The 1,930-nt window shown below is 69.7% G+C and carries 1 protein-coding gene and 1 pseudogene; one reads left to right on the plus strand and one right to left on the minus strand.

Annotated elements, in window-relative coordinates:
• A partial coding sequence (locus tag ACIQOV_RS39480; protein WP_401055721.1) for a hypothetical protein occupies nucleotides 1–207 on the minus strand: 207 nt, incomplete at its 3' end.
• 824 nt (nucleotides 208–1,031) lie between these two features.
• On the opposite strand from ACIQOV_RS39480, the pseudogene ACIQOV_RS39485 reads away from it, so the two are divergent.
• Nucleotides 1,032–1,781, plus strand: a pseudogene (locus tag ACIQOV_RS39485) (DUF2397 family protein); the annotation flags it as partial.
• Nucleotides 1,782–1,930: the final 149 nt, after the last annotated feature.

The raw sequence follows: 1,930 nt of genomic DNA on the forward strand, positions 1-1,930 counted from the left end.
GGGCAGGCCGGCTGTGGTGGCCAGGTGGGCGGAGACGAGCAGGGCCCGCTCCCCCTCGCCGCGGGTGAGCTCGGTGATGGTGCCCTGCTCGGCGTCCCGGATGAGCTGGGTCAGCAGCGGCCTTGCCTTGTGCACGCCCAGCGACACGGCGGGCGCACCCGGGCCGGGGGCGGCGGGGTCGGGCGGCGGGGCGGATGCGGCGGGCACCAGGGCCTCCAGGGGACGGGAGCACGGCAGCGGGCAGGAACAGCAATCAGTAATGTAATGCAGACTCTAGCACGCGCGATACATAAATCTCGTATGCGGTGAGCTGCAGAGACCAAGCAAGTCGCCTGTTTTGTACAGATTCTGACTGATCGTCAGGCATGTAATGGACATATGCGGGTTGGAGTGCTTCGGCGGCTCACGCTGCCCCTCGAACCCATGCAGCCTGAGGGCGCCAGTCGTGGCGCACGACGTCCGCGCCATACGGGGCGCCCCGGTGGTCGTAGCACCAGGCCCGTCTGGCCGCCGAGTTCGCGGCGGCGGAGCGGGAAGCCGGGGAGCATCGGCGCCACCATGAGCAGGATCGCAGGAGTGACGAGGAGCGGCGCGGGCGCCAGGATGGCGCCGACCGTCCGAGCCGGCCGGTCCTCCCTACCGCCAGCCCGCCCGGCCGTCCGCGTCCCGGCGCCTGGGCAGCGTTCCCCGCTGTGTGGTCTGCAAGCTGAAACTGAATCCGGTCCTCGCTGTAGGAGGCCGCCACATGCTCTGTCGAACCGCCCCCGTAGAGCGGATGCGTTCGGGTGGCGCCCGCTGGCGGGTTCTGTCGTCAGCCCGGACTTGTCAGTGGCACCGCTTACCTTTGCCCTGAAATCTGACTATCTGTTCCATTTAGTGAGGTTCTAGTGGTAGACGTCATGGCCCGGAGCACCGGGCACGCGGACGGGGCCCGGGCGGAGCAGGAACAGGTCGACGGCGTGCCGCGCGGGGATCCGCGCCGTGCTCTGGGATATCCCTTGTCCAAGGTGGCGGGCGAGTACGAGGCCATCATGGACGTACTCGACGGAGCAGTGGACGCCCTGGACCTCAGCGAGGTCTCCTCCGCACTGCGCGCGGCGGGGAGCGATCTGACCCAGGACCTGGTGGCGCAACGGCTCAGGTCCTTGGAGGAAAGGTTCGAGGCCGTGTGCAGCGAGCCGGACGACGGCTTCCTGTCACTGGAGGACCTCACCGGAGCGCGGTGGCGCTACAGCGCCACCGCGGCGGGGAGGAGGGTGCAGCGGCTCGTGCACCTGCTGCGCGCCCAGGGCGCGGTGGGCCGGGAGATCTCGCTGCGGGGCCTGGATCGGGTGGTCGAGACACTGGAGACGCTGGCGGGCGACGGCGGGGACGTGTGCGCCCTGGTGAACGCTCTGTTCGTCAGTCACGACGACCTCGACCGCTCGCTGGAGGGCTTCTCGGAGGTGCTGGGGAGGCTGTGGGAGCGCTTCGACCTTGGTGCTGAGGATGCGCTGGAGCTCAAGGGGCTGCTGGTCGACTACGCCACGCACGCGGCCTGGCAGATGGAGGTCGGGGCCGAGCGGGCGCACACGGCTCTTGTGGAACTGGAGCCGCGTTTTGCCGACCTGGCCCGGATGGCGACCGCAGGTTCCGCGGCCGACGAGCTGGTGCAGCGGGGTCTGCTGCGACCTGACGCAGGAACACGGGAGGAGCACTGGCACCAGCTGGCGGGATGGTACGAGCCGGTGACGGGCAAGGCCGCCCGCTTCCGTCGGCGGCTGGTGACCGGGATCCCGGCGCTGCACGCGAACCTGCGGCGCCTGCAGGGACCCGCCGGCGGCGGTTCGCTGCGGGCTAAGGCGTGTCTGACAAATGATCATCTGGTTGGTTCGCGGAGCCAGAGGATTAGGGAGGCCAGGACGACTCCGGCGCGGTAGCGGTCGGCGAG

This window comes from Kitasatospora sp. NPDC091257 (assembly GCF_044757675.1).
GTDB lineage: Bacteria > Actinomycetota > Actinomycetes > Streptomycetales > Streptomycetaceae > Kitasatospora > Kitasatospora lactacystinica.